This window comes from Cellulomonas fimi ATCC 484, assembly GCF_000212695.1.
Taxonomy (GTDB): domain Bacteria; phylum Actinomycetota; class Actinomycetes; order Actinomycetales; family Cellulomonadaceae; genus Cellulomonas; species Cellulomonas fimi.
Window position 1 is genome coordinate 2911637 of the sequence record NC_015514.1, and the last position, 19347, is coordinate 2930983.

The 19347-nt window shown below is 74.7% G+C and carries 19 protein-coding genes; 8 read left to right on the top strand and 11 right to left on the bottom strand.

Translation table 11 applies throughout. From position 1 onward, the window contains the following. Positions 1-37: 37 nt before the first annotated feature. Complete coding sequence (gene dinB / locus CELF_RS13190; protein ID WP_013771765.1) at positions 38-1267, top strand: DNA polymerase IV; 1230 nt, start codon at positions 38-40, stop codon at positions 1265-1267. 59 nt (positions 1268-1326) lie between these two features. Here dinB and CELF_RS13195 read toward each other — a convergent pair whose 3' ends face one another. The 8 genes from CELF_RS13195 to CELF_RS13230 form a co-directional block, all read right to left on the bottom strand. Then, positions 1327-3726, bottom strand: a complete 2400-nt coding sequence (locus CELF_RS13195; protein ID WP_013771766.1) for a zinc ribbon domain-containing protein — start codon at positions 3724-3726, stop codon at positions 1327-1329. A 612-nt stretch (positions 3727-4338) separates the two neighbouring features. Next, positions 4339-4815 (bottom strand): pilus assembly protein TadG-related protein, encoded by a 477-nt coding sequence (locus CELF_RS13200; protein WP_232014242.1) that lies wholly within the window; start codon positions 4813-4815, stop codon positions 4339-4341. A 197-nt stretch (positions 4816-5012) separates the two neighbouring features. Continuing rightward, the gene (locus tag CELF_RS13205; protein ID WP_013771768.1) at positions 5013-5543 is read right to left on the bottom strand and encodes a pilus assembly protein TadE; all 531 of its coding nucleotides are present in this window, start codon (positions 5541-5543) and stop codon (positions 5013-5015) included. Then, entirely contained in the window at positions 5540-5935 is a 396-nt protein-coding gene (locus CELF_RS13210) for a TadE family protein (RefSeq protein WP_013771769.1), read from the bottom strand. Before CELF_RS13210 ends, CELF_RS13205 begins: the two co-directional genes overlap by 4 nt. A gap of 56 nt (positions 5936-5991) precedes the next feature. Next, positions 5992-6198 (bottom strand): hypothetical protein, encoded by a 207-nt coding sequence (locus CELF_RS13215; RefSeq protein WP_013771770.1) that lies wholly within the window; start codon positions 6196-6198, stop codon positions 5992-5994. Between the two features lie 375 nt (positions 6199-6573). Next, positions 6574-7506, bottom strand: a complete 933-nt coding sequence (locus CELF_RS13220; RefSeq protein ID WP_013771771.1) for a type II secretion system F family protein — start codon at positions 7504-7506, stop codon at positions 6574-6576. Then, positions 7503-8363 (bottom strand): type II secretion system F family protein, encoded by an 861-nt coding sequence (locus CELF_RS13225; protein WP_013771772.1) that lies wholly within the window; start codon positions 8361-8363, stop codon positions 7503-7505. Before CELF_RS13225 ends, CELF_RS13220 begins: the two co-directional genes overlap by 4 nt. Positions 8364-8588: 225 nt before the next feature. Continuing rightward, positions 8589-9815: a TadA family conjugal transfer-associated ATPase gene (locus CELF_RS13230; RefSeq protein ID WP_013771773.1), complete on the bottom strand. Its 1227-nt coding sequence runs from the start codon at positions 9813-9815 to the stop codon at positions 8589-8591. Positions 9816-10006: 191 nt separating this feature from the next. Here CELF_RS13230 and CELF_RS13235 point away from each other — a divergent pair, with 191 nt between their 5' ends. Continuing rightward, positions 10007-10792: a glycoside hydrolase family 16 protein gene (locus tag CELF_RS13235; RefSeq protein WP_013771774.1), complete on the top strand. Its 786-nt coding sequence runs from the start codon at positions 10007-10009 to the stop codon at positions 10790-10792. Between the two features lie 21 nt (positions 10793-10813). Here CELF_RS13235 and CELF_RS13240 read toward each other — a convergent pair whose 3' ends face one another. Beyond that, positions 10814-11638: an alpha/beta fold hydrolase gene (locus CELF_RS13240; protein ID WP_013771775.1), complete on the bottom strand. Its 825-nt coding sequence runs from the start codon at positions 11636-11638 to the stop codon at positions 10814-10816. 208 nt (positions 11639-11846) lie between these two features. On the opposite strand from CELF_RS13240, the gene CELF_RS13245 reads away from it, so the two are divergent. The 3 genes from CELF_RS13245 to CELF_RS13255 are packed head-to-tail and all read left to right on the top strand — an operon-like array spanning position 11847 to position 14204. Next, complete coding sequence (locus tag CELF_RS13245; protein ID WP_013771776.1) at positions 11847-12965, top strand: alcohol dehydrogenase catalytic domain-containing protein; 1119 nt, start codon at positions 11847-11849, stop codon at positions 12963-12965. A 19-nt stretch (positions 12966-12984) separates the two neighbouring features. After that, on the top strand, positions 12985-13740 hold the full coding sequence (gene fabG, locus CELF_RS13250; RefSeq protein ID WP_013771777.1) for a 3-oxoacyl-ACP reductase FabG: 756 nt from the start codon (positions 12985-12987) through the stop codon (positions 13738-13740). Further along, a complete protein-coding gene (locus CELF_RS13255) occupies positions 13737-14204 on the top strand; it encodes a MaoC family dehydratase (RefSeq protein ID WP_013771778.1) in 468 nt (155 codons plus the stop codon). Before fabG ends, CELF_RS13255 begins: the two co-directional genes overlap by 4 nt. Positions 14205-14393: 189 nt before the next feature. Here CELF_RS13255 and CELF_RS13260 read toward each other — a convergent pair whose 3' ends face one another. Both CELF_RS13260 and CELF_RS13265 read right to left on the bottom strand, forming a co-directional pair. Continuing rightward, complete coding sequence (locus CELF_RS13260) at positions 14394-15617, bottom strand: acetyl-CoA C-acetyltransferase (RefSeq protein WP_013771779.1); 1224 nt, start codon at positions 15615-15617, stop codon at positions 14394-14396. A gap of 100 nt (positions 15618-15717) precedes the next feature. Next, positions 15718-16914, bottom strand: coding sequence for an acyl-CoA dehydrogenase family protein (locus CELF_RS13265; protein ID WP_013771780.1), 1197 nt, complete (start codon positions 16912-16914; stop codon positions 15718-15720). Between the two features lie 90 nt (positions 16915-17004). On the opposite strand from CELF_RS13265, the gene CELF_RS13270 reads away from it, so the two are divergent. The 3 genes from CELF_RS13270 to CELF_RS13280 all read left to right on the top strand — a co-directional run bounded on the left by CELF_RS13270 (position 17005) and on the right by CELF_RS13280 (position 19344). Next, complete coding sequence (locus tag CELF_RS13270) at positions 17005-17754, top strand: QsdR family transcriptional regulator (RefSeq protein WP_013771781.1); 750 nt, start codon at positions 17005-17007, stop codon at positions 17752-17754. After that, positions 17751-18158 carry an acyl-CoA thioesterase gene (locus tag CELF_RS13275; RefSeq protein ID WP_013771782.1) on the top strand — a complete coding sequence of 136 codons (408 nt, stop codon included), beginning with the start codon at positions 17751-17753 and terminating at the stop codon, positions 18156-18158. Before CELF_RS13270 ends, CELF_RS13275 begins: the two co-directional genes overlap by 4 nt. Positions 18159-18282: 124 nt before the next feature. After that, entirely contained in the window at positions 18283-19344 is a 1062-nt protein-coding gene (locus tag CELF_RS13280) for a phosphotransferase family protein (protein WP_013771783.1), read from the top strand. Positions 19345-19347 lie beyond the last annotated feature (3 nt).

The following is a 19347-nucleotide window of genomic DNA, read 5'->3' on the forward strand; positions in this document are numbered from 1 at the left end:
TCCCGGTCGATCTCCCCCGCCCGGGTGCTGGCGCGATGTGGGTGGCACGTTCGAACATGTGTTCGTGAGCGAGGTGCCCGGTCGACGCGCGGCGATCCTGCACGCCGACCTCGACGCGTTCTACGCGTCGGTCGAGCAGCGGGACGACCCGCGCCTGCGCGGGCACCCCGTCGCGGTCGGCGGAGGCGTCGTCCTCGCCTGCTCGTACGAGGCCAAGCGCCGCGGCGTGAAGACCGCGATGAGCGGCCGGCAGGCCCGCGCCCTGTGCCCCGACCTCATCGAGGTCCGCCCCCGCTTCGACGCCTACGTCCAGGCGAGCCGGGCGGTGTTCGACATCTTCCACGCGACGACGCCGCAGGTGCAGGGGGTGTCGATCGACGAGGCGTTCCTCGACGTGTCCGGGCTGCACCGCATCGACGTCCCGCCCGTCGGGATCGCCGTGCGGCTGCGCCGTCAGGTCCGCGAGCAGGTGGGCCTGCCCATCACGGTCGGCGTCGCGCGCACGCCGTTCCTCGCCAAGGTCGCCTCACGGGTCGGCAAGCCCGACGGCCTCGTGCACGTCCCGCCCGACCGCGAGGACGCGTTCCTGCACCCGCTCCCCCTCGAGCTCCTGTGGGGCGTCGGAGAGGTCACCGCCCGCAAGCTGCACGGCTACGGCCTCGTCACCGCCGGCGACGTCGCGACGCTCCCCGAGTCGGTGCTCGTCGGCGCCCTGGGACCCGCCGCGGGCCGGCACCTGCACGCCGTCGTCCACGGCCGCACGCCCGAGCGCGTCGAGACCGGCCGTCGGCGCGGCTCCATCGGCGCGCAGCGCGCGCTCGGTCGCGGCCCCCACGAACCCGAGCACGTGCACGCCGCGCTGCTCGGCCTCGTCGACCGCGTCTGCCGCCGGATGCGCGTCGCGCACCGCACCGCCCGCACCGTCGTGCTGCGGCTCCGGTTCGAGGACTACACGCGCGCGACCCGCTCGCGGTCCTTCCGGCACGCCACCTCGTCCGGCGCCGACCTCGCAGCCGCCGCCGTCGCGCTCCTCGACTCCGCGGCTCCCCTGGTCCGCGAGCGCGGCCTGACCCTCGTCGGCGTCGCCCTGACGAACCTCGAGTCCGACGCGGTCGTCCAGCCCCAGCTCCCCCTCGACGGCCCCGACACCGGCCTGCTCGACTCGACCCTCGACTCCCTCGCCGACCGCTTCGGCCGGAGCACCGTCACGCGTGCGAGCCTCCTGCACCGCGGCGACGGCATCGCCGTCCCCCTCCTGCCCGACTAGGGCGGGGGACGGACGAGCGCCGCACCCCGGCTGCCCGAGGTGCGGCGCTCGTCCGGGCGTCAGTCGCCGAACGACTCGCCGTTGAGCCCTGCGAGGTGGAGCTCACCACCGCTGAACCCGTACGACACCTCGAACCAGTAGTCGTCGGTGTCCGACTGGCCCGGCTCGGCCTCCCAGTACTCCGCGGCGGGCAGGTCGTAGGTGACCTTCGCGGTGCCCGTCACGTACAGCGTCAGCGAGAACATGTCGAAGGAGGACGTCTCGAACGTCGGCTCGCCGTCGCTCGACCACGTGACGTTGACCGCCTCGTCAGCGCGCCAGTCGTACACGTCGAGGTTGCAGTCGTCCACGTCGAGGACCGTGCTCGCCAGGCACTCGTCGAGCAGCTGCGACGCCTGCTCCTCGGCTGCGGCGACGGCCTCGTCGGTGAGGTCGTACGTCAGGAACGACGACCCGTCGAGGCCGTCGACCGACCCGTCCGGGAACACCGTGACGGTGACCTGCGGGCTCTCCAGCAGCCCCTCGGCGTCGGCGGGCACCGCCAACGCGAGGGTGTACGTGCCCGGCAGCACCGAGACGCTGTCGCGCTCGACGGTGGTGCCGTTGACGAGCAGCTCGTCGGCGTCCATCGGCAGCACCATCGACGCGTCGAACGACGGCACCTGCGGCGCGTCCAGCTCCCACCGGTCGAACACCAGGTACTGCGTGCCCGACTTCGACAGCGTGAACTGCTGCGTCACCGTCGACCCGTCCTGCTTCGCCTGGACGGTCACGAACGCCCTGTCGCCCTCGGTCGTGACCTTCGTGATCCGGGCGCCCGTCGGGCGCCCTTCGACGTCGGCGTAGAGCTCGTTCGTGAGCAGCGTCCGCCGGGCGTTCGGCAGGTCCGGGTCCGCCAGCGCGAAGGCACCCTCGACGTCTCCCGCCTCGAGTGCGGCGACATACTGCTCGACGGGCTTGGCCGGCGTGAACACGACGTTCTGCACGACCGCGCGCGCCCCCACGGCCCCGCCGATGAGCACAGCCGCGCCGAGGACGCTGAAGCCGATGATCTTCGCCTTGCGGGAGTCGACGGTCCGCGGTGCCGACGAGCCGTCGGGGCCCGTCAGGGTCGCCCCCGTGATCGCCGGGTCCTGCTTCGTCACCCGCGCGTACAGGCCGGGCAGGCCGGGGACCAGGGCGACGACGACGGGCGCGGCGTAGCGTTCGGCGACCTCGATGACGAGGCCCCACACGGCCGCGATCACGACGGTCACCCACGCGATCTGGAGGCTGCCGCCCCCTGCCCCGCTGCCGATGAACCCGAGGTCACCGGCGCCCGAGACGGACACCTTGGTCGCGAGGATCGTGACGACGCAGGCGGCGGCGAGCACGGCGGGCGTGACCCATGCGCCGCGCCAGTCCCGGGGGCCGGACGCGAGCAGCCCCCGCACGCCGGCGACGAGCACGCCGATCACGACGAGGGCGAGCGTCAGCCACAGCGCACCGGGGACGTCGTCGGTGAACAGGCTCAGGGTGTTGTCGCCGTCGCTGGCGAGGTCTCCGGTGAGGGTGAGACTGCCGAGGCCGCCGATCGTGGCGACGTAGGCGAGCGCGTTGGGCAGGACGGTCAGGAAGAGCCCCACCGTGCCCGCGAACCCGATCTTGACGAGGCCGACGACGAGCGCGACGACCGCACCGATCCCGGCCGCTGCGACGGTGCCCGTCGCGACGTTCGCGACCGCCCGTCCCACGAGGGTGGGGACGCGGATGCCGAGCCGGCCGAGGTCGAGGTGACCGCCCGCGGTCGCGTACCCGAGCGCCGCGCCGAGCGTCCCCACGACGAGTCCGCCGAAGAGCACTTCGAACGGCTTGACCCCGATGGACGCGTCCGCGGACAGCAGGTCGAAGTCCGCCGCCCACGTGATCTTCGCGACGCCGGCGACGACCGCACCGATGACGCCGAGGATCGCACCCGCCGACACGGAGTCACGCCAGCGGTCCTTCGCCGTCAGCGACGGGACGGCTCGCAGCGACGTCACGAGCCACGCCGCGGCGAGGCCCACGAGGGTGAGGCTCAGCGGGACCAGCGTGATCTGGCCGTACGCCGACGCGAGCCCCTCGTTGGCCGAACCGCCCGCTCGCAGGGGTCCGAACAGCGCCATGCCCGTGAGCAGGAACGGCAGCTTGGTCGTCGCACCGTCGGGCACCGCACCGCTGTCCGGGGATGCGCTGGACGCGACGACGCCGGCGATGATCGCGACGAGCAGCATCGCCCCGTACGACGCTGCGGCGGCGATCGCCGGCGTCGCGAGGAAGCCGAGGTTGGGCGCAGTGACGACGATCTGGGTCGTCTGACCGGCGGGGGGCGGCGTCTGCTCCACGGTGGGGGCAGCTTCCTGGACGGGGAGTCCCCGCGCGGGGGTCGTCGTCTGCGCCTCCTCGGGAAGAGCAGCGTCGGGAGAGTCGGTTGTACTCATTTACGGTCCTTCTTGCACGAGTGGATCGGCGACGTCGACAAAGCGCGAACGATATCGCAGAATCAGCCGCACGAGTTCGCACAACCACGCCAAAACGGCCGCCCCCATACAAAGTGGGTCGCGCAGCCGCGGCGTTTTTCTGGCACGGGTGTCAGAAAAGGAACCCACGGCGCCCTGAGCGCGACACGACGGCCGGACGAGACGGGGGCGAGCCGCACTGTCCCTCGGCGACGTGCCGAGGGGATGCAGCCGGGCGGCCTGCGGCGAATCCTCCTCCTCGACCAGCGCGTCGATGCGTCCTTTGCCCTCCCCTCAAGCCCCAACACCGCACGGGAATGCCGCACATCACCGCGCCGGGGCACACCGGACGAAAATGGTCGAAGTCGTGAAAGAATACGGCATGCCGACGACCGACAACGCGACCGACAACGCGACCGACAACGCGGCCGACATCGCGGTGGGCAACGAGCGCGAGGTCATGCACCCGCAAATGATTCCGACCACCGGCGCCCCGTGGTGCTCGACGAGCGGATCGGGCCGTCACGCGACGCCGCCGCGCGCCACGACGAGCGCCACCTCGTCACGGCTCGCGCCTTCCCGGCGTGCCGGGCATCACTGGGCCCGCGCCGACGACTCCGCCGTCACGAGGACCCCCGACGACCACGGGGCCAGGACGGTCCCCACGACCGGGACGCGGACCACCGCGGCCAGTGCGACGTGGGCCGAGCGCCCGTCCGGCGAGGTGGCCTCCGCGACGCGGACGTCGGCGAACGCGCTCGTCGCCTCCGGGTGGGCGCGCAGATAGGCGTCGACGGCCGAGCGGACGCTCGCATCGGTGAGCTGCAGGCCGCCGCGGTCCGGGTCGCCCTGACCGGCGCCGGGCGCGTAGTACCCCGGGTCGGCGAGTGCGTCGGCGGCGTCCAGCGCGACGACGTCCGCCAGCGCGACGAGCCGCTTGCGCTCCAGGTGCACGCCGGTCGCCGCCGAGACGACGAGGACCAGCAGCAGCGCGATCACGACGAACACGAGCGTCAGCAGCAGGACCTGACCGGAGTCGTCGCCGCGCAGCCCGCGCAGCCGCTGCGCCACCCCCGCGACCATGCGAGCGCTGCGGGTGGACGCCGTCGCAGGCGTCGACGAGGCCGTCGCGGCCGATCGGGCCGACGAGGCGGGCGTGGCCGACCAGGCCGACGAGGCCGGCGCGGCCGACGGGGCACGCTGCGCGGCGCGGGAGCGCTGCGGGCGCTGCGCGCTCTCGCGTCGGATCTGTGCCGTCACCGGTCTCGTCACGGTCGCGCCCGGTAGGTGTCGACGGGGGCGACGCGGTCGGCGCTCACCGGGACCTCGAGCGGCACGACGTCGCGCACGAACGTGGGGACGAACGGCAGCGGCACCACGACCTCCACGTGCGCGGCGACCGTGCTGCCCGGCGCCAGGCACGGCGACGACGAGCAGCTCAGCGTGAGGGCGGACGACGGGTCGTCGTCGAAGCCCTGGTCGCGCAGCGCGATGCCGGCCGCCGCGGCCGCTCGACGGCTCGCCTGGGCTGGGTCGTCCGCCGAGACCGCCGTGCGAGCGGCCTCGCGGGCAGCGCCCTCGACCGCGAACGTGGCGGCCTGGAGCCGTCCGAGCACGAGCACCAGGTAGACCGTCGGAACGAGCAGGACGAGCGCGACGCCGAGGAACTCCAGCACCGCGTTGCCGTCGTCGGGACCGCCGGCCGTCGCCAGCCGCGCCCGCAGCCCGTCCACCGCGCGCCGCACCGCCGTGGACGCTCGGGACGCCCTGCGCAGCGCCTGGGGGCGGTCGGTCGTCACTGGTCCTCCGCGAACGCGTGGCCGCGCACGGTCAGCGCGTCCCGGGGGCCGATCAGCCCGACGACCGGCAGCGGTGCCCGCACCGTCACCTCGATGACGTCGACGCCGCCGAGCGTGGTGCGGACGGCCCGGACGTCCTGCGCGTAGCTCGGCGCGAGCGACTGCTCGACGAGCGACCGGGTCCGCGCGACACCGTCCGCTGCCTCGTGACCGTCCAGCGCCGCGTACCGGGCGCCCTCGGCCGCGCAGTCCACGAGCGTGTTGCGCACGTGCAGGACCAGCGCGAGCTGCACCACGGCGACGAACAGCACCGTGACGAGCGCGCCGACGAGTGCGAAGTCCACGGCGGCCGAGCCGTCGTCCCCTCGCAGCGCGCGCCGCAAGGGACGCATCCGGCCGCCGGCCCGTGGGACAGAGCGGCCGGCATGCCGGCTGCGCGCCGCGCGTGCTAGGGCGTCACGTTCGAGATGGCGTCCTCGAACACGCCGCTCAGGGCGGGCTCCGCGACGAACCACAACGCGGTGACCAGGCCTGCCGTCATGAGCGTGACGAGCACCCAGCCGGGGACGTCGCCCCGCTCCGGGTCGTCGCCCGTCCGGGCCACCACGATCGTCCGCAGGCGCCTCCACCAGACCGCGCGTCGCTGGGGCTTCATGTGTCGTCTCTCCTCGGTCGGTGTCGTCGGGCGGCCCGGCGGACCGCCCCGGTCGTGGTCGAGCGGTGCAGCAGATCGGGTCCCGCGCGGCACCGACCCGCGTCGAGTCGGCGGGCCGCGCCGCGGTCAGGTGCGCCGTCGCGGTCGGGTGCGGCACGGCGGTCACGTCCAGCACGGCGGTCGCGTGCGGCACGGTGGTCGGGGGCGGCACGGCGGTCGGGGGCGGCACGGCGGTCGCGTGCGGCACGGCGGTCGGGGGCGGCACGGCGGTCGGGGGCGGCACGGCGGTCGCGTGCGGCACGGCGGTCGGGGGCGGCACGGCGGTCGGGGGCGGCACGGCGGTCGCGTGCGGCACGGCGGTCGGAGTCGGTGAGGTCACAGGCCGACCCGGAGGACGAGCAGCGAGGGGAACACGGCGAACGCGACGGTCACCGGAAGGATCAGGAAGACGACCGGCACCATCATGGCGACCTCCTTGCGGCCGCCGGTCTCCATGAGGTCCCGCCGGACCTCCTCGCGCACGTCCTGGGCCTGGGCGCGCAGGACCTCGGCGAGCGGCGTCCCGCGCTCGACCGCGACCGCGACGCCCTCGGCGAACCGGGCGAGAGCCGCCAGCCCCGTGCGGTCGGCGAGCCCGTCCAGCGCGGCGGTCAGGGGCGCGCCGGCTCGCGCGTCGGCGAGCGTGCGCTCGAGCTCGGCCGTGAGCTCACCGCGGGTGCTGCGCACGACCCGCTCGAGCGCACCGGTCGCCCCCTCGCCCGCGCCGACCGCGAGGGCCAGCAGCTCGGCGACGGTCGGCATCTCCTGCAGCATCCGGGACTCGCGCTGGGCGACCTGACGACCGAGCGCCCAGTCGCGCGCCAGGACCCCCGTGACGGCGCAGAGCACGACGAGCACGACGAGGACGACCGGCGGGGTCCCCCGGGTCGCCGCCAGCAGGAGCGCGAGCGTCAGGCCTGCCGCCAGGCCCAGCACGCCCCAGACGACCTGCCCGGCGCGGAACTGCTCGACCGTCTCGTCGCGGCCGGCTCGCGTGAGGCGCCGACGCAGGTCGGCGGACGGCGAGCCGAGCCGCGAGACGAGGTGCACGGCGTCCCGCAGGACCGGCGCGGCGAGCCGCTCGACCGTCGCGAGCGGGCCCGTCGTCGTCGGGGAACGCAGCAGCGCGGAGGAGGACCGCTGCGGTCGCAGGTACGGCGCGAGGCGCTGATCGAGCCGGATGCGGCGCGCCCGCAGCCGCGACACGACGACGAGGACCCCGAGGCTCGCGAGGAGTCCGGCGAGCGCGCCGGCCGTCTCCGGCGTCACCGCAGCACCCGGGGGTCCTCGGGAAGCCGCGCGATGCGCAGCATGAGCGCGTACGCGACGACGGTGCTGGCGGCACCGGCAGCGAGGACCAGCAGCCCGGCGGTCGAGTCGTACGCGGCTGCGGCCTCGCTGCGGGTCGCGAGCAGGCCGAGCACCAGCCAGGGCGCCGCGGCGGCGAGCCGGGCGGCGTTCACGGTCCACGACTGGCGCGCCTCGAGCTCACCGCGGGTGCGAAGGTCCTCGCGCAGGAAGGTCGACAGCGTCCGCAGCAGGCGGCCGAGGTCGGTTCCGCCGACGTCACGCGTCATCCGCAGCGCCTCGACGATCCGGTCGGCCACGGGGTCGGCGAGACGCGCCTTGAGCAGGTCGAGGCACTCACCGAACCTGCCGGTCGCGCGGTAGTCCTCGGCGAACGCCACGAACGGCTCCCGCAGCTCGACCGGGCCGCGCTCGCCGATCTGCGCCAGGGCCTCGGGCAGCGCGAGCCCGGCGCGGATCCCGGAGGCGAGGTGATCGACGACCTCCGGCCACAGCCGGCGCAGTCGGGCGCGGCGGCGGCGGGCACGGCTGCGCACGAGCGCCGACGGCGCCATCGCGACGAAGGCACCGAGACACAGCGCCATGGACGGGACGCGCGTCACCGCGAGACCGAGGACGAGCCCAAGCACGCCCACACCACCGCTGACGAGCACGAGGCCGGCGGGCGTTACACCACCCATCCCGGCCTGGACCAGGTGGTCCTGCGTGCGCGCCTGCCAGCCGTCGACCTTCGACCCGGAGCCCGGGGAGGGCGCCCAGCACGACCACCAGATGCACGCCAGGCCCGCCCCCAGCAGGAGCCCGACCACCACACCCATCGCGCCGTCACCCCTCCCCGGGGACCTGCGGCCGGACGGCTCGGACGGGACGCGACGTGCGAGCGGGTCGCCCGGTCACCACGCACCTCCTGCCCGATTGGTCCGATTCGCGGAGAAAACTAGAGCATCCGTCGGCACGCCGGGGCGCCTCGTCCACAGTCCAGACGCCCGAAGACCATGCCCACGGCCTGCGCGAGGACCGCGACGAGGTGCGCGGCGACCGGTTCAGGGGCGCCCCCGCAGCAGCGCCGCCAGGTCGATGCCCAGCCGCGCGAAGCGCTCCGGGTGGGGCGGGTAGCCGTCGGCGCGCTGCAGCGGACCGCCGCGCGAGACGAACACGTCCGCCGTCTCGACCACGCCCTGCTCGACCCGGCCCGGCACGGCCACGACCTCGCGGACGCGTCGTCGCCCGGTGTGGTCGAGGTCCAGGTGCACGACGAGGTCCACCGCGGACGCCACGGTCGGGACGACGAACCGGTCCGAGACGTTGTCGCCCGCGAGCAGCGGCAGGGTGCAGAGCTTCACGAGCGCCTCGCGGGCCGAGTTGGCGTGGATGGTGCACATGGCCGGGACCCCCGCGTTGAGCGCGATGAGCAGGTCGAGCGCCTCCGCCTCGCGCACCTCGCCGACGATCAGCCGGCTCGGGCGCATGCGCAGCGCCTCCTTGACGAGTCGCCGCAGCGGGATCTCGCCCGTCCCCTCCAGGCTCGGCTGCCGGCACTGCAGCGCGACCCAGTCCCGCGCGGCCAGGCGCAGCTCGAAGACCTCCTCGCACGTCACGACGCGCTCACGCGCCGGGATGGCACCGGCCAGCGCGTTGAGCATCGTCGTCTTGCCCGCCTGGGTCGAGCCCGACACCAGGACGTTGAGGCCCGCGCGGACGGCGGCGTGCAGGAACGCGGCGGCGTGCGGCGTGAGCGAGCCCAGGCCGACGAGGTCGTCGAGGTGGTGGGCGCGGACCACGTGCTTGCGGATGTTGACCGCCCAGTGCTGCCGGGTGACGTCGGGGATCACCGCGTGCAGGCGCTCCCCACCGGGCAGGGACGCGTCGACGAACGGGCTCGACAGGTCGAGCCGGCGCCCCGAGACCTTGAGCATCTGCTCGACGAGGTCGCGCACCTGGCCGTCGGTGAGCATCGTGGTCGTGAGCTCGGGCTCGCCGCGGCGCGCGACGAACACCTGCGTCGGGGAGTTTATCCAGATCTCCTCGACCTCGGGGTCGTCGAGGTACTTCTGCAGCGGCCCGAGGCCCGCCACGGCGTCGACCACGGCCTTGTGCGCGGCGGCACCGTCGACGAGCGGCGGGACGGTGCCGCGCAGCGAGCGGTCGTCGTAGTCGGCGATCGCGTCGGAGACGAGAGTCGCGATGCCGGCACGGTCGCGCACCGGGTCGATCCCGCGCCGCCGGATGAGCTCGCGCACCTCCCGCTCGAGGATCGCCACACCGTCCACGCCGCACCCCTTGCCCGGTTCGTCCCGTTCTCGACCAGGTCAGAAGGTAGGGCACGGTCGCGATCGCGGTCACGGCCCGTCCACAGGCGACCGCAGGACGCGCTCATGGAAGCTGCTTGTCCGGGGCGGGCCGCCGAGGACGGCGGGAGCACAAGAGTTCCACCGCGGGCGCGGTCGGCCATGATGGCCGGATGCCGGGGGCGCGCGCGACGTTCGAGGACGACTTCGACGGGACCGACCTGGACCGGTCGGTGTGGTCGCCGCACTACCTGCCGGCGTGGAGCTCGCGCGCCGCGAGCGCCGCGACGTACGCGGTGCGCGACTCCCGGCTGCACCTGAGCGTCCCGCCCGAGCAGGGCCTGTGGTGCGCGGGCGACCACGAGCCGCCGCTGCGGGTGTCGGCGGTGCAGTCCGCGAACCTGTCAGGCCCGGTGGGCAGCACGGCAGGGCAGCAGCCGTACCGCGAGGGGCTCGTCGTGCGCGAGGAGCAGGGCCGGTTCCTGGGGTGGACGCCCGGGCCCGGGTACGTCGAGATGCGGGCGCGGGCCGTGGTGTCGCCGCGGTCGATGGTGTCGCTGTGGATGGTCGGGCTCGAGGACGTCCCGCAGCGGTGCGCGGAGATCTGCGTCATGGAGGTGTTCGGCGCGGACGTCGTGCCGGGCGAGTCGGCGGCCGTCGGCATGGGGCTGCACGCGTTCCGCGACCCGGCGGTTCAGGAGGACTTCGCCGCCGTGCGCCTGCCGCTGGACGTCGCGGAGACGCACACCTACGCGGTGCGGTGGACTCCGGAGCGCGCGGACTTCAGCGTCGACGGGACCCTGGTGCGCTCGTGCGACGGCCCGCCGACCTACCCGCTGCAGCTCATGCTCGCGGTCTTCGACTTCCCCGCCCGCGCCGAGCCTGGCGACGACATGGTCCCGGAGCTCGTCGTCGAGCACGTCCGCGGGTGGTCCGACCGTGCCGGACCACCCGCGTGAGTCGGGCCTCCCGCAGGGACGTCAGGAGCGGAGGAACTCCAGGATGTCGGCGTTGATGACGTCGGCGTGCGTGGTCGGCATGCCGTGCGGGAAGCCCTCGTAGGTCTTGAGCGTGCCGTTCTGCACGAGCTCGGCGGACAGCGGGCCGGAGTTGGCGTAGGGCACGATCTGGTCGTCGTCGCCGTGCTGCACGAGCACCGGCACGGTGATCTTCTTGAGGTCGTCGGTGAAGTCGGTCTGGGAGAACGCGACGACGCCGTCGTAGTGCGCCTTGGCGCCGCCCATCATCCCCTGGCGCCACCAGTTGGCGATCACGGCCTCGGACGGCTCCACGCCGGGGCGGTTGTAGCCGTAGAACGGGCCGGACGGCAGCGCGCGGTAGAAGTCGGAGCGGTGCGCGGCCACCTCGGCCTGCAGACCGTCGAACACGCTCTTCGGCAGGCCGCCCGGGTTGGCGTCGGTCTGCACCATGAGCGGCGGGACCGCGGCGATGAGCACGGCTTTCGCGACCCGGCTCTCGCCGTGCCGCGCGAGGTAGCGGACGACCTCCCCGCCGCCCGTCGAGTGACCGACGTGGATCGCGTCGTGCAGGTCGAGTTGGGCGGTGAGCGCCGCGAGGTCGTCGGCGTAGTGGTCCATGGCGTGGCCGTCGCCGACCTGCGAGGACCGGCCGTGGCCGCGACGGTCGTGCGCGATCACCCGGTAGCCGTGACCGAGGAAGAACAGGAGCTGCGCGTCCCAGTCGTCCGCCGACAGGGGCCAGCCGTGGCTGAACACGATCGGCTGCCCGGAGCCCCAGTCCTTGTAGTAGATCTCCACGCCGTCGGTGGTCGTGATCGTTCCCATGCGCGCGCCTCCCTGCGATGACGGGTGTGTCGTCCTCAGCATCGTCACGGGCCGCACGACGGCGCTACGGCCGGCGTGTGAACTCTGTGTTGCGTGCGGCGCGATACGCTACAGTCGACGACATACCGGCCAGTCGGTATTAAGGCGGTCCGGGGTCGCGCGCGGCGCCGGAACCCGTCCACACGTCACCGTCGACGCGGAGGTCGCCGTGCAGATCGTCGGGGCCGTGCTCGAGCGCACGGGCAGCCCGCCGCCGTACGCGTCCTCGCGGCCGTTCACCGTCGGCCCGCTCGAGCTCGACGAGCCGCACGCCGGCGAGCTGCTGGTGCGCGTCGAGGCGGCGGGCGTGTGCCACTCCGACCTGTCCGTCGTCGACGGCAACCGCGTCCGGCCCACGCCGATGCTCCTCGGGCACGAGGCCGCGGGCGTCGTCGAGTCGGTCGGCCCGGAGGTCCACGACGTGCGCCCCGGCGACCGCGTCGTCCTCACCTTCCTCCCCCGCTGCGGGGCGTGCCCCGAGTGCGCCACCGACGGGCGGCTCCCCTGCCGGGTCGGCAGCGCCGCCAACGCGGCCGGCGCCCTCGTCGGCGGCGGGACGCGCCTGCACCGCGACGGCCGGGACGTGCACCACCACCTCGGCGTCTCGGCGTTCGCCACGCACGCCGTCGTGAGCCGGACCTCCGTGGTGCGCGTGGACGACGACGTGCCGCCCGAGGTCGCGGCGCTGCTCGGGTGCGCGGTGCTGACCGGGGGCGGCGCCGTCGTCAACGCGGGCCGGCCCGCGCCCGACGACACCGTCGCGGTCGTCGGGCTCGGCGGCGTCGGCATGGCGGCGCTGCTCGTCGCCGTCGCGCTCGGGCACGAGGTCGTCGGGGTCGACACCCGGCCCGACAAGCTCGCGACGGCCCGCCGGCTGGGCGCCGCGGTCGCGGTCGAGCCCGACGACCTGGATGCTGCGGGTGTGCGCGCGCCCGTCGTCGTGGAGGCAGCGGGGTCGGCCCGCGCGTTCGAGACAGCGCTCGCGACGACCGCACCCGGCGGCACGACGGTGACCGTGGGACTGCCGGCGCCGGGTGCGCGAGCGCAGGTCAGCCCGCTGACGCTCACGGCCGAGGCGCGCACCGTCGTCGGCTCCTACCTCGGCTCGGCCGTCCCCGAGCGCGACGTGCCCCGGTACGTCGACCTGTGGCGCGCCGGACGGCTCCCCCTGGAGGCCCTCGTCTCCTCCCGCGTCACCCTCACCGACATCGACCTCGCCATGGACCGGCTCGCCGCCGGCGGCGAGCTGCGTCAGCTCATCACGCCCGACACCCGGACCCGCCCGTGACCGACGAGAGGCCCACTCGATGACCACCACTCGCACCGCGATCGTCACCGGCGCCGCCCGCGGCATCGGCGCCGCCACGGCCCTGCGCCTCGCGCGCGACGGCCTGCGCGTCGCCGTGCTCGACCTGTCCGAGGAGGCAGCCGACGTGACCGCGCAGGCCGTGCGCGACGCGGGCGGCGAGGCCGTCGCCGTCGGGGCCGACGTCGCCGACGAGGACGCCGTCGCGGCCGCCGTCGCGCGCGTCGCCGACACCCTCGGGGCACCGACCGTGCTCGTGAACAACGCCGGGATCCTGCGGGACAACCTGCTGTTCCGGATGAGCACGAGCGACTTCGACGACGTCCTGCGCGTGCACCTGCGCGGCGCGTTCCTCATGAGCCGCGCGGTGCAGGCCTACCAGGTCGAGGCGCGGTGGGGCCGCGTCGTCAACCTGTCCAGCACCTCCGCGCTCGGGAACCGGGGGCAGGCGAACTACGCCGCCGCGAAGGCCGGCATGCAGGGGTTCACCAAGACCCTCGCGATCGAGCTCGGGCAGTTCGGCGTCACCGTGAACGCCGTCGCGCCGGGGTTCATCCAGACCGAGATGACGCGCGCGGTCGCCGACCGGGTCGGCGTGCCGTTCGAGGAGCTCCTCGCGCACGAGGCGACGCAGGTGCCCGTGCGGCGCGTCGGGCAGCCCGAGGACATCGCCGCCGCGGTCGCGTTCTTCGTGTCCGAGGAGGCGTCGTTCGTCTCCGGCCAGGTGCTCTACGTCGCGGGAGGGCCGCGCGCATGACCATCACCGTCACCGCCCCCGCGGACCTCGCCGGCGTCGTCGGACGCTCGGCGACCGGCCCGTGGTCCACCGTCGACCAGCGCCGCATCGACCTGTTCGCCGACGCGACCGACGACCACCAGTGGATCCACGTCGACCCCGAGCGCGCCGCCGCAGGCCCGTTCGGGGGGACCGTCGCGCACGGGTTCCTCACCCTCGCACTGGTCCCCGCGCTCACCGAGGGGCTCCTCGACGTCGGCGGCACGTCGGCCGTCGTGAACTACGGCCTCGACAAGGTGCGCTTCCTGCAGCCGGTGCGGGCCGGGTCGAGGGTCCGTGCGACGACGACCGTCCGGTCCGCGGAGCCGTCGCCGCAGGGCTGGCGCGTCGCCGCCGACGTGACCGTCGAGGTGGAGGGTGCTGACCGCCCGGCCCTCGTCGCCGCGACCATCGCGCTGTACGTCCCCGCACCCGACGGCGCCTGAGACGAGCGAGGGGCCCATCGCGCCCGCAGCGCGAGGGCCCCTCCGGACCCGGCCCGGCTTGAACGGGCAGCCACCCTCTCCGACTGCGGGCTGGGACGCGCCCTCACCAGGTAGACGCGCCTTGGGCGGGTTCACGCGCGACGCTACGACGACCCGCCCACCGACGTCATGCCGATACCGCGGACGACCTCAGGCGACCCGTTCGACGACCATCGCCATGCCCTGGCCGCCGCCCACGCACATCGTCTCCAGGCCGTAGCGGCCGCCGGTGGCGGCCAGGCCGTGCAGGAGCGTCGTGGTGATCCGGGCGCCCGTCATGCCGAACGGGTGGCCGACCGCGATCGCGCCGCCGTGCACGTTGAGCCGCTCGACGTCGACCCCGATCGCCTTGGCCGACGGCAGCACCTGCGCGGCGAACGCCTCGTTGAGCTCGACGAGGTCCACCTGGTCGATCGTCAGACCGGCCAGCTCGAGTGCGCGACGGCTCGCCTCGACGGGGCCGAGGCCCATGATCTCGGGCGACAGCGCGCTCACGCCGGTCGAGACGATCCGGCCGAGCGGCGTGAGCCCCAGCGCCTCCACGATGCGCTCGCTCACGACGACGAGCGCCGCGGCGCCGTCGTTGAGCGGGCAGCAGTTGCCCGCCGTCACGGTGCCGTCGGGCCGGAAGACGGGCTGCAGGGCCGCGAGCGCCTCGACCGTGACGCCCGCGCGCGGCCCGTCGTCCGCTGCGACGACCGTGCCGTCGGGCAGCGTGACGGGCGTGATGTCGTCGGCCCAGAAGCCGGACGCGACCGCCGCCTCGGCGCGGTTCTGCGAGAGCGCCGCGTACTCGTCCTGCTCCCACCGGCCGGTGCCGGTGAGCTGGGCGACGTTCTCGGCGGTCTGCCCCATCGCGACGTAGACGTCGGGCAGCGCGCCGTCCTCGCGCGGGTCGTGCCACGTGGTGCCGCCCGCGGCGGCCCGGGCGGTGCGGGCGACGGCGTCGGCGAACCGCGGGTTGGTGACGTCCTCGCCGGGGATGTGGTCGGACGAGCCGCGCACCGACCGGCTGACGGACTCGACCCCCGCGGAGACGAACACGTCGCCCTCCCCCGCGCGGATCGCGTGGAACGCCATGCGGGTCGTCTGCAGCGACGACGCGCAGTACCGGTTCACGGTCGTGCCGGGCGTCTCGTCGAGGCCCGACAGGACCGCGACGACGCGCGCCATGTTCATCCCCTGCTCGCCGCCGGGCATGCCGCAGCCGAGGAGCAGGTCCTCGACGCGGCCCGGGTCGAGCGTGGGGACCTGCGCGAGCGCGGCGCGCACGAGCTGGGCGGCGAGGTCGTCCGCGCGGACGTCCCTGAGCGACCCCTTGAAGGCACGCCCGATGGGTGAGCGGGCGGCGGCGACGACGAATGCCTCGGGCACGGCGGACCTCCTGGTGCGACGACGGTGGCGCGGGACGGTGCGGTGGCGGTTCGGGAGCGGTTCGCGGGCGGTTCGGGGACGGGTCGGTGGCGGGAGCGCGTCACACGAACGCGGAGACGCCCGTGATGGCGCGGCCGACGATGAGGTTGTTCATGTCGCGCGTGCCCTCGAACGAGTAGACCGCCTCGGCGTCGGCGAAGAACTTGGCGACGCCGTGGTCGAGCTGGATGCCGTTGCCGCCGAGCAGCTCGCGGCACCACGCGACGGTCTCGCGCATGCGGGTCGTCGCGTAGCCCTTGGCGAGCGCGGCGTGCTCGTCGCCGAGGCGGCCGGCGTCCTGCATCCGCGACGCCTGCAGGCACAGGGCGATCGACGCGGTGATGTTCCCCAGGCACTGCGCGAGCCGGTCCTGCACGAGCTGGAACGACGCGAGCGGCCGCCCGAACTGCTCGCGCTCGGCGACGTACCGCACGGTCGCCTCGTACGCGCCGACCGCGACGCCGACGGCCTGCCACGCGACCTCGGCGCGCGTGAGCCGCAGCACGACGGCGACCTCGCGGAAGGAGTGGATGTTCGGCAGCCGGTCGGCCTCGTCGACCTCGACGCCGTCGAGCGTGATGTCGGCGTTCTGGACGATGCGCAGCGCCTGCTTGCGCTCGATCTTGGTCGTCGTGAACCCGGGCGTGCCGCGGCGGACGAGGAAGCCCTTGACCTGACCGTCGGCGGTGTCGCGCGCCCAGATCACGACGACGTCCGCGAAGGTCGCGTTGCCGATCCACCGCTTGGCGCCGTTGAGGACCCACGTGTCGCCGCGGCGCTCGGCCGTGGTGCGCAGGCCCTTGGAGGCGTCGGAGCCGGACAACGGCTCGGTCAGCCCGAACGCGCCGATCAGCTCGCCGCGCCCCATGGGCGGCAGCCACTGCGCGCGCTGCTCGGGCGACCCGCCGATGGCGATCGAGCTCATCGACAGCCCGCTCTGCACGCCGACGAACGTCGCGGTCGACGGGTCGACGCGGCCGAGCTCGAGCGCGGCCCACCCGCGCCACACCGCGGAGTTCTCGAACCGCATCGTCTCGGGCCACATCGCGCCGAACATCCCGCAGTCGGCGAGCCCGGGGATGATCTGGTGCGGGAACTCCGCGCGGTCCCAGTAGTCGAGCGCGAGGGGCCGGACCTCGCGCTCCATGAAGTCGCGCAGGCGCGCCGAGGCGTCGTGCTCGACGGGCGTGAGGGCCTCCTGGAAGCCGTAGAAGTCGGCGGCGAGCGGGGCGTGGACGGGGGTGTCGGTGGTGGTCATCGTGCGTCTCCTCGATCGTCGTCGACCGTCTGATGCAACATCTTCGAGAATGTTGCACCACGTCCTGGGCCGCGGTCTAGAGTCGGCCGCATGGCCGCGAGCACCCCACCCCCGGACAGCACCTCGGCGACGGCCCACCGGCCGCGCCCCGGGTCGCTCGCGGCGGTGGGCACGACCGCCGCGCCGTCCTGGCTGTCCGAGCGCCTGGAGGACGGCGAGCACCCCGACGCCGTCCGCGCCTTCCGGCTCGCCCGCGAGCAGTTCATCGCCGGGGAGCGCGTCGACATGGGCCGCCTGGCCACCCGGCTCGGCATCGACCGCACGTCGCTGTTCCGCTGGGTCGGCAACCGCGACGCGCTGCTGTCCGAGGTGCTGTGGTCGCTCGCCGTCCCCACGTTGCAGCAGGCCGAGGACGCCGCGGCCGGGCGCGCGGGCGCCGACCGCGTGGCCGCGGTGCTCACGAGCTTCGCGTCCGACCTGATCCGGGCGCCCTACTTCCGCGCGTTCCTGCGCCGCGAGCCCGCCCGCGCGCTGCGGCTGCTCACGACCAACGAGAGCGAGATCCACCGCCGCTACGTCGCGACGGTGCGCGTGCTGGTCCTGGCCGAGCTCGGCGAGCACCCGTTCGGCCGGTCGATCGACGCGGGCGACCTCGCGTTCGTCCTGGTCCGGGTGAGCGAGTCGTTCACGTACGCCGACCTCATCTCCGGCGACACCCCCAGCGCGGCGCGCGCCCGGGCGGCGTTCGACGTCGTGCTGCGCCCCGAGCCGGCCGCACCGCCCGCCGACGCGCCCCCGCCGGCGGCCACCGACGCCACCCCGCCGCAGGAGCCCGCATGACGTACCCGCACCGCGCCGCGTTCCCGACCCGATGGAACGACAACGACCAGTACGGCCACATGAACAACGCCGTCTACTACGAGGCGATGGACACGACGATCAACGTCTGGCTCCTGCGCGCCGGGCTCGACCCGCTCGCGGGCGGCTGGATCGCGGTGTGCGCGGCGTCGTCGTGCGAGTTCCGGGAGTCGGCCTCGTTCCCCGAGCCGCTGGAGATCGGCCTGCGCGCCGGGCGCGTCGGCACGACGAGCGTCACCTGGGAGCTGGGCATCCTGCGACCCGAGGCGAAGCAGCCGCTCGCGACGGGCCGGTTCGTGCACGTCTTCGTCGACCGCGCGTCGCGGCGGCCCGTGCCGGTGCCCGACGAGGTGCGTGCGGCGATCTCCCGCGACCTCGCGTCCTGACCGGACCGCCGCGGCCACGTCGCGCACGGTGTCCCGCGCACCCGTGACGGCATACCGACCGCGCGGTATGCTCCTCCCGACGCCCCGGGCACCGCCGCCCGGGCACGACCCGCGGAGGCCGCCGTTGGCACCCCAGACGCTGCCCGGGCTCGACGTCGCCCGCCTCGACGGCTGGCTGCGCACGCACCGCCCCGACCTCGCGGGCGACGGACCGCTGGCCGCGACGCTCCTGACGGGCGGCCGGTCCAACCTCACGTACCGGGTCGACGGCGCGCGCGTCCCGCTCGTCCTGCGCCGCCCTCCCCTGCACCACGTCCAGGCCACCGCGCACGACATGGCCCGCGAGCACCGCGTCCTGACCGCGCTCGGCCCGACCCCCGTCCCGGTCCCGGGCACGCACGTGCTCGTCGACGACACCGACGGCGCCGCGGGCACGGGCACCGCGTTCTTCCTCATGGACCGCGTCGACGGCGAGGCGCTCGGCACCCGCGCGCACAACGCCCACCGCACCCCGGCCGCGCTGCGCACCGTGAGCCTCACGCTCGCCGCGCTCCTCGCCGAGCTCCACCTCGTCGACGCCGACGCGGCCGGCCTGGGCGACCTCGGCCGCGCCGACGGCTTCCTCGACCGGCAGGTGCACCGCTGGGGCGTCCAGCTCGACGGCTCGCGCTCGCGCGCCGTGCCCGCGCTCGACGACCTCCAGGACCGGCTCCGCGAACGCGTCCCGACGACGTGGCGCGCCGCGGTCGTGCACGGTGACTACCGGCTCGACAACGTGCTCGTCGCGGGCACCGACGAGCCGCGCGTCACCGCGGTGCTCGACTGGGAGATGGCGACGCTCGGCGACGCGGCGGTCGACCTCGGCATGCTCGGCCTCTACTGGGAGCTCGGACGCGTCGCGGGCGACGACCCGACCGTGAGCGCCGTCGACCCGGGCGCGGGCTACCCGCCGTTCGACGAGCTCGTCGACGCCTACGCGCAGCGGCTCGGCGCCCCGCCGCCGGACCTCGGCTGGTACCGGGCGTTCGCGGCGTACAAGCTCGCGGTGATCCTCGAGGGCGTGCACTTCCGCTACCGCGCGGGCGGCACCGTCGGCGACGGGTTCGAGCGCATCGGCGGCCTCGTCGACCCGCTCGCGCGCGAGGGCCTCGCGCTGCTCGCCGCGCGCACGACCGGGCGGGGGTGACGA

Bases quoted from the DNA above. Each gene is read 5' to 3' on its own strand.
- CELF_RS13195 (WP_013771766.1), bottom strand. From the start codon at position 3,726: ATGAGTACAACCGACTCTCCCGACGCTGCTCTTCCCGAGGAGGCGCAG.
- CELF_RS13210 (WP_013771769.1), bottom strand. From the start codon at position 5,935: ATGCGTCCCTTGCGGCGCGCGCTGCGAGGGGACGACGGCTCGGCCGCC.
- CELF_RS13215 (WP_013771770.1), bottom strand. From the start codon at position 6,198: ATGAAGCCCCAGCGACGCGCGGTCTGGTGGAGGCGCCTGCGGACGATC.
- CELF_RS13225 (WP_013771772.1), bottom strand. From the start codon at position 8,363: ATGGGTGTGGTGGTCGGGCTCCTGCTGGGGGCGGGCCTGGCGTGCATC.
- CELF_RS13235 (WP_013771774.1), top strand. From the start codon at position 10,007: ATGCCGGGGGCGCGCGCGACGTTCGAGGACGACTTCGACGGGACCGAC.
- CELF_RS13240 (WP_013771775.1), bottom strand. From the start codon at position 11,638: ATGGGAACGATCACGACCACCGACGGCGTGGAGATCTACTACAAGGAC.
- fabG (WP_013771777.1), top strand. From the start codon at position 12,985: ATGACCACCACTCGCACCGCGATCGTCACCGGCGCCGCCCGCGGCATC.
- CELF_RS13255 (WP_013771778.1), top strand. From the start codon at position 13,737: ATGACCATCACCGTCACCGCCCCCGCGGACCTCGCCGGCGTCGTCGGA.
- CELF_RS13265 (WP_013771780.1), bottom strand. From the start codon at position 16,914: ATGACCACCACCGACACCCCCGTCCACGCCCCGCTCGCCGCCGACTTC.
- CELF_RS13270 (WP_013771781.1), top strand. From the start codon at position 17,005: ATGGCCGCGAGCACCCCACCCCCGGACAGCACCTCGGCGACGGCCCAC.
- CELF_RS13275 (WP_013771782.1), top strand. From the start codon at position 17,751: ATGACGTACCCGCACCGCGCCGCGTTCCCGACCCGATGGAACGACAAC.